Here is a 6473-nt window from a genome sequence, read left to right as displayed (position 1 = left end):
GCGGTGCCTGGCTTTGGGGCTGCTGCGCAGCCCAGCGGGAGCAAGCTCCCTCGCCACGGGGTTTTGTGTTTGGCCGGCATGGTCTGCGAATAAATATCGATCTTCGTCGTCAGACGCTTCCGAACGTTACCGGTGTTTCGAAATGTGTAACCAAAGGCGCCACAACGGGGCGATGTGAAACGCCAAGCCCCGATACAGGGCGCTTCCGGGTGTCTCCAAAAATAAGCCGACACGCTGTGCTTGCCGGATTAGAAGGGTTTGCGAATAATGGGCCCGCTATTTGCAGCATAGATCGGTTTCCCTTCTTTTGCTCTTGCATGAATTTGCGAGGCTGTCAATGCGCTCGAACAGCTTTCTCGGTGCTTCTGTAATTTGTTGTCGCATTGAAGAAATATCGGCTTCGGGCCTGTCGTTAGAATGCCGATCACTCGCTCGTCGTGGCTCGTGTTGAATAAACCATGAGCTTCCTAGGACGCAGCACCAAAGTTCGTTTCACCCATTCGCATATTGGGCTGTTGCTCACTCTGCCGTTTTTGCCCTTTACCGATGGAGTCCCAAGATGAAGAAACTTGTGCTGCTTGGCGCCCTGGCACTGTCCGTGCTGTCCCTGCCAACCTTCGCTGATGAGAAACCCCTGAAGATTGGTATCGAAGCGGCTTACCCTCCGTTCGCTTCTAAAGCTCCGGATGGCAGCATCGTCGGTTTTGACTACGACATCGGCAATGCGCTGTGCGAAGAGATGAAGGTCAAGTGCGTGTGGGTCGAGCAAGAGTTCGACGGTCTGATCCCGGCGCTCAAGGTTCGCAAGATCGACGCGATCCTGTCGTCCATGTCGATCACCGAAGATCGCAAGAAGTCGGTTGATTTCACCAACAAGTACTACAACACCCCGGCTCGTCTGGTGATGAAGGCCGGTACCCAGGTCAGCGACGGTCTGACCGAGCTCAAGGGCAAGAATATCGGCGTGCAGCGTGGTTCGATCCACGAGCGTTTCGCCCGTGAAGTCCTGGCCCCGCTGGGTGCCGAGATCAAGCCATACGGTTCGCAGAACGAGATCTACCTGGACGTGTCCGCTGGTCGTCTCGACGGCACCGTGGCAGACGCTACGCTGTTGGATGACGGCTTCCTCAAGACCGATGCCGGCAAGGGCTTCGCGTTCGTCGGCCCGGCCTTTACCGACGTCAAGTACTTCGGCGACGGCGTCGGCATCGCGGTGCGCAAGGGCGACGCGTTGAAGGACAAGATCAATGGCGCGATCGCGGCCATTCGCGAGAACGGCAAGTACAAGCAAATCCAGGACAAATACTTCGCTTTCGACATCTACGGCAAGTAACGACGTCCCACCACTCGTGCGAAATGGCGCAAGCAACAGGATCTCTGCGGTTTGCGCCATTTTTTCATCCCACTTTCGAGGACCTGAATCATGTTGAAAGGCTACGGGGCTGTCATCCTCGATGGCGCATGGTTGACGCTTGAGCTCGCCTTGTCGTCCATGGCCCTGGCCATCGTCCTGGGGTTGATCGGCGTTGCGTTGCGCCTCTCTCCGGTGCGCTGGCTGGCGTGGCTGGGCGACCTGTATGCCACGGTCATTCGCGGTATTCCCGATCTGGTGCTGATCCTGCTGATTTTCTACGGCGGCCAGGACTTGCTCAACCGCGTGGCGCCGATGCTCGGCTACGACGATTACATCGACCTGAACCCGCTGGCGGCCGGTATCGGCACTCTGGGGTTCATCTTCGGTGCCTACCTGTCGGAAACCTTCCGCGGTGCCTTCATGGCGATCCACAAGGGGCAAGCCGAGGCGGGCATGGCGTACGGCATGAACGGGTTCCAGGTGTTTTTCCGGGTGCTGGTGCCGCAGATGATTCGCCTGGCGATCCCGGGCTTCACCAACAACTGGCTGGTGCTGACCAAGGCCACCGCGCTGATTTCGGTGGTGGGCCTGCAAGACATGATGTTCAAGGCCAAGCAGGCGGCAGATGCCACGCGCGAGCCTTTCACCTTCTTCCTCGCAGTGGCGGCGATGTACCTGGTGATCACCAGTGTCTCGTTACTGGCATTGCGTCACCTTGAGAAGCGCTACTCGGTAGGCGTAAGGGCGGCTGATCTATGATCTTCGACTACAACGTCATCTATGAAGCCTTGCCGCTGTATTTCAGTGGCTTGTTGACCACTCTGAAGTTGCTGGCCCTGTCGCTGTTCTTCGGCCTGCTGGCGGCGTTGCCCCTGGGGCTGATGCGGGTGTCCAAGCAGCCGGTCGTCAACATGACGGCCTGGCTCTACACCTACGTGATCCGCGGCACGCCGATGCTGGTGCAACTGTTCCTGATCTACTACGGGCTGGCGCAGTTCGCGATCGTTCGCGAAAGCTTCCTCTGGCCGTGGCTGTCCAGTGCGACCTTCTGTGCGTGCCTGGCGTTCGCCATCAACACCAGCGCCTACACCGCCGAAATCATCGCCGGCAGCCTGCGGGCCACGTCCAATGGTGAGATCGAAGCGGCCAAGGCCATGGGCATGTCGCGCTACAAGCTGTATCGCCGGATCCTGCTGCCATCGGCCTTGCGTCGGGCGCTGCCGCAATACAGCAACGAAGTGATCATGATGTTGCAGACCACCAGCCTGGCCTCCATCGTGACCCTGATCGACATCACCGGTGCCGCGCGCACAGTGAATGCGCAGTACTACTTGCCGTTCGAAGCCTACATCACGGCCGGCGTTTTCTACCTGTGCCTGACTTTCATCCTGGTGCGCCTGTTCAAGCTGGCCGAGCGCCGCTGGCTGGGTTACCTGGCCCCGCGCAAGCACTGATAACGCATCGATCCGATCGACTGCTCAACGACTGACGTTTTGTGAGAACCGACCGCATGTACAAGCTTGAAGTCCAAGACCTGCATAAACGCTATGGCAGTCACGAAGTGCTCAAGGGCGTGTCCCTGAAAGCCGCCGCTGGCGATGTGATCAGCATCATCGGCTCCAGTGGCTCCGGCAAGAGTACTTTCCTGCGTTGCATCAACCTGCTTGAGCAACCCCATGCTGGCAAGATCCTGCTCAACAACGAAGAGTTGAAGCTGGTCGCCGGCAAGGACGGCGCGTTGAAGGCCGCAGACCCCAAGCAACTGCAGCGCATGCGTTCGCGGCTGTCGATGGTGTTCCAGCATTTCAACCTGTGGTCCCACATGACCGCGCTGGAAAACATCATGGAAGCGCCGGTGCATGTGCTGGGCGTGACCAAGGCTCAAGCGCGGGAGAAAGCCGAGCACTACCTGAACAAGGTCGGCGTGGCCCATCGCAAGGACGCCTACCCGGGCCACATGTCCGGCGGCGAGCAGCAGCGTGTGGCGATCGCCCGTGCGCTGGCGATGGAGCCGGAGGTGATGCTGTTCGACGAGCCGACCTCGGCCCTCGACCCGGAACTGGTAGGCGATGTGCTCAAGGTGATGCAGGGCCTGGCCCTGGAAGGCCGGACGATGGTGGTGGTGACCCACGAAATGGGCTTTGCCCGTGAAGTGTCGAACCAACTGGTGTTCTTGCACAAGGGCATCGTCGAAGAAAGCGGCAACCCGCGCGAAGTGCTGGTCAATCCGCAATCCGAGCGCTTGCAACAATTTCTTTCGGGCAGCCTCAAGTAATCGCTCCCGTTACGCACCTGATTTGGGTCATGCTGCGCACCGCGCGCCAGATGGTCTAATTTGGTTGCAGCCGCTTTTGGCTTTAACACTGTTTTCGCTTCGGATCGCCCGCCATGACTGCCCATCGAATAGGTTTCCTGATTTGGCCCAGCACTAAAGCCTTGACGCTGGCGCTGGCCGAGGAGGCCTTGCGTGTTGCTCAGCGGGTGCATCCGGATGTGGTCTATGAACTGTCGTTCTTGCAGGCCGAACCACCGGTCGACGGCGCCTGGCAACTGCCGGGCGAGCCCTGGGCTGGCAGGCTCGAAGGCTTGCAGAAGCTTTTCCTGCTGGCCGATGAGCCGCCGGCTGCGCTGGCCTCATCCCTGAGCAGCGCCCTCAAGCAACTGGTGCGTGCCGGTTGTGTGATTGGTGGTTTGTCTGCCGGTGTCTATCCCCTGGCCCAACTGGGTTTGCTCGACGGTTACCGTGCCGCCGTGCATTGGCGCTGGCAGGACGATTTCTCCGAGCGCTTCCCCAAGGTCATCGCCACTAGCCATCTGTTTGACTGGGATCGCGATCGCCTGAGCGCTTGCGGCGGCATGTCGGTGCTCGACCTGTTGCTGGCGGTGCTGGCTCGCGATCACGGCGCGGAACTGGCCGGTGCGGTGTCGGAAGAGTTGGTGGTCGAGCGCATTCGCGAGGGCGGCGAGCGTCAGCGCATCCCGTTGCAGAACCGTCTTGGCTCCAGCCATCCAAAGCTCACCCAGGCAGTGCTGTTGATGGAAGCCAACATCGAGGAGCCGCTGACCACCGACGAGATCGCCCAGCATGTCTGTGTATCCCGTCGACAGTTGGAGCGGATCTTCAAGCAATACCTCAATCGCGTGCCCAGTCAGTATTACCTGGAACTGCGCCTGAACAAGGCCCGGCAGATGCTGATGCAGACCAGCAAATCCATCATCCAGATCGGCCTGTCCTGCGGTTTTTCCTCGGGGCCGCACTTCTCCAGCGCCTACCGCAACTTCTTCGGCGCCACACCGCGGGAAGACCGCAACCAGCGCCGCAGCAGCAGCCCGTTCGAACTGTCGTCGGTGCCGTCCGAACGGGGCTAGGGCATAAGGCTCCTGGGGTAAGACAACTTCCTGTGGCGAGGGAGCTTGCTCCCGCTGGGCCGCGAAGCGGACCCAAATGGTAACCCCGGTGCCTCAGATTGATCGGGGTTTTTTCTGGGGGACGCTGCGCGCCCCAGCGGGAGCAAGCTCCCTCGCCACAGATAACGCCTCTCAAGCTCCAGTTGTGGCTGGCCAGGGAAATATGGATGCAGGGGCCTCAAATCCCTTGGCAACGTTTAAACTGCGCCTTTGCGACGCTATTTGTCGCATTGCCGTAAACCCGCGAAAAACGTGGGTTGGCGCTATAAGAAGTTGTCGCTTGGCGGCAAGGCCGGGCTGAAAACTGTCCTTACAATCCTTACCAAGCCCGCCAGTTCCAGGCGGGTGTTCCTCATCAGGAGACTCCGATGTCCGTTGAGCAAGCCGCGGTACAACGCGCCGATTTCGACCAGGTTATGGTTCCCAACTATGCACCTGCTGCCTTCATCCCTGTGCGTGGTGCCGGTTCCCGCGTATGGGACCAATCCGGTCGTGAGTTGATCGACTTTGCTGGCGGTATTGCAGTCAACGTACTGGGCCACGCCCACCCGGCGCTGGTCGGCGCACTGACCGAACAGGCCAACAAGTTGTGGCACGTGTCCAACGTATTCACCAACGAGCCGGCCCTGCGCCTGGCCCATAAGTTGGTCAACGCAACCTTTGCCGAGCGCGCGTTCTTCTGCAATTCGGGCGCCGAAGCCAACGAGGCCGCCTTCAAGCTGGCCCGTCGTGTCGCGTTCGATCGTTTCGGCAGCGAGAAGTACGAAATCATCGCCGCGCTCAATAGCTTCCACGGTCGTACCTTGTTCACCGTCAACGTCGGCGGGCAGTCGAAGTACTCCGACGGCTTCGGTCCTAAAATTACTGGCATCACCCACGTTCCCTACAACGACCTGGTCGCTTTGAAAGCCGCCATTTCGGATAAGACCTGCGCCGTGGTGCTGGAGCCGATCCAGGGCGAGGGCGGGGTGCTGCCGGCCGAGCAGGCCTACCTGCAAGGCGCCCGCGACCTGTGCGATGCCCACGACGCATTGCTGGTGTTCGATGAAGTGCAGACCGGCATGGGCCGCAGCGGCCACCTGTTCGCCTACATGCATTACGGCGTGGTCCCGGACATCCTCACCAGCGCCAAGAGCCTGGGTGGTGGTTTCCCGATCGCGGCGATGCTCACCACCGAAGCGCTGGCCAAGCACCTAGTGGTCGGCACCCACGGCACCACTTACGGCGGCAACCCGCTGGCCTGCGCGGTGGCCGAAGCGGTGATCGATGTGGTCAATACCCCTGAGGTGCTCGGTGGTGTCAAAACCAAGCACGCCAAGTTCAAGGCGCGCCTGGAGCAGATCGGCGAGAAGTACGGCCTGTTTACCCAGGTGCGCGGTTTGGGCCTGCTGATCGGCTGCGTGCTGAACGACGCCTGGAAAGGCAAGGCCAAGGACATCTTCAACGCCGCCGAACAGGAAGGCCTGATGATCCTGCAAGCCGGCCCGGACGTGATTCGCTTCGCCCCGAGCCTGGTGGTGGAAGACGCCGACATCGACGAAGGCCTGGATCGTTTCGAGCGGGCCGTGGCGAAGCTGACGCAAGCCTGATTCCTTAAGGCCGGACAGGATCCAAATGTGGGAGCGGGCTTGCCCGCGAAGGCGATCGATCAGTCAACATCTGCGTTGAAAGTGATGGCCTCTTCGCGAGCAAGCCCGCTCCCGCACTCGAA

6 protein-coding genes are annotated in these 6473 nt (G+C 60.3%); all 6 read left to right on the top strand.

From position 1 onward, the window contains the following. Positions 1 to 559 precede the first annotated feature (559 nt). Complete coding sequence (locus tag BM300_RS06085) at positions 560 to 1333, top strand: ABC transporter substrate-binding protein (RefSeq protein WP_047701101.1); 774 nt, start codon at positions 560 to 562, stop codon at positions 1331 to 1333. A gap of 90 nt (positions 1334 to 1423) precedes the next feature. Beyond that, positions 1424 to 2113, top strand: coding sequence for an ABC transporter permease (locus BM300_RS06080; RefSeq protein WP_092462317.1), 690 nt, complete (start codon positions 1424 to 1426; stop codon positions 2111 to 2113). Beyond that, on the top strand, positions 2110 to 2808 hold the full coding sequence (locus BM300_RS06075) for an ABC transporter permease (protein WP_072346411.1): 699 nt from the start codon (positions 2110 to 2112) through the stop codon (positions 2806 to 2808). Before BM300_RS06080 ends, BM300_RS06075 begins: the two co-directional genes overlap by 4 nt. 56 nt (positions 2809 to 2864) lie before the next feature. Beyond that, positions 2865 to 3629 carry an ABC transporter ATP-binding protein gene (locus BM300_RS06070; protein WP_063324708.1) on the top strand — a complete coding sequence of 255 codons (765 nt, stop codon included), beginning with the start codon at positions 2865 to 2867 and terminating at the stop codon, positions 3627 to 3629. Between the two features lie 113 nt (positions 3630 to 3742). Beyond that, a complete protein-coding gene (argR, locus tag BM300_RS06065) occupies positions 3743 to 4723 on the top strand; it encodes a transcriptional regulator ArgR (protein ID WP_092145232.1) in 981 nt (326 codons plus the stop codon). Between the two features lie 407 nt (positions 4724 to 5130). Beyond that, the gene (locus BM300_RS06060) at positions 5131 to 6351 is read left to right on the top strand and encodes an aspartate aminotransferase family protein (RefSeq protein ID WP_092462315.1); all 1221 of its coding nucleotides are present in this window, start codon (positions 5131 to 5133) and stop codon (positions 6349 to 6351) included. Positions 6352 to 6473: the final 122 nt, after the last annotated feature.

The organism is Pseudomonas sp. NFACC46-3 (assembly GCF_900114515.1).
GTDB lineage: Bacteria > Pseudomonadota > Gammaproteobacteria > Pseudomonadales > Pseudomonadaceae > Aquipseudomonas > Aquipseudomonas fluorescens_Q.
This window is presented reverse-complemented; position numbering and strand designations above follow the sequence as displayed.

Bases quoted from the DNA above. Each gene is read 5' to 3' on its own strand.
- BM300_RS06070 (WP_063324708.1), top strand. From the start codon at position 2,865: ATGTACAAGCTTGAAGTCCAAGACCTGCATAAACGCTATGGCAGTCAC.
- BM300_RS06080 (WP_092462317.1), top strand. From the start codon at position 1,424: ATGTTGAAAGGCTACGGGGCTGTCATCCTCGATGGCGCATGGTTGACG.
- BM300_RS06085 (WP_047701101.1), top strand. From the start codon at position 560: ATGAAGAAACTTGTGCTGCTTGGCGCCCTGGCACTGTCCGTGCTGTCC.
- BM300_RS06060 (WP_092462315.1), top strand. From the start codon at position 5,131: ATGTCCGTTGAGCAAGCCGCGGTACAACGCGCCGATTTCGACCAGGTT.
- BM300_RS06075 (WP_072346411.1), top strand. From the start codon at position 2,110: ATGATCTTCGACTACAACGTCATCTATGAAGCCTTGCCGCTGTATTTC.
- argR (WP_092145232.1), top strand. From the start codon at position 3,743: ATGACTGCCCATCGAATAGGTTTCCTGATTTGGCCCAGCACTAAAGCC.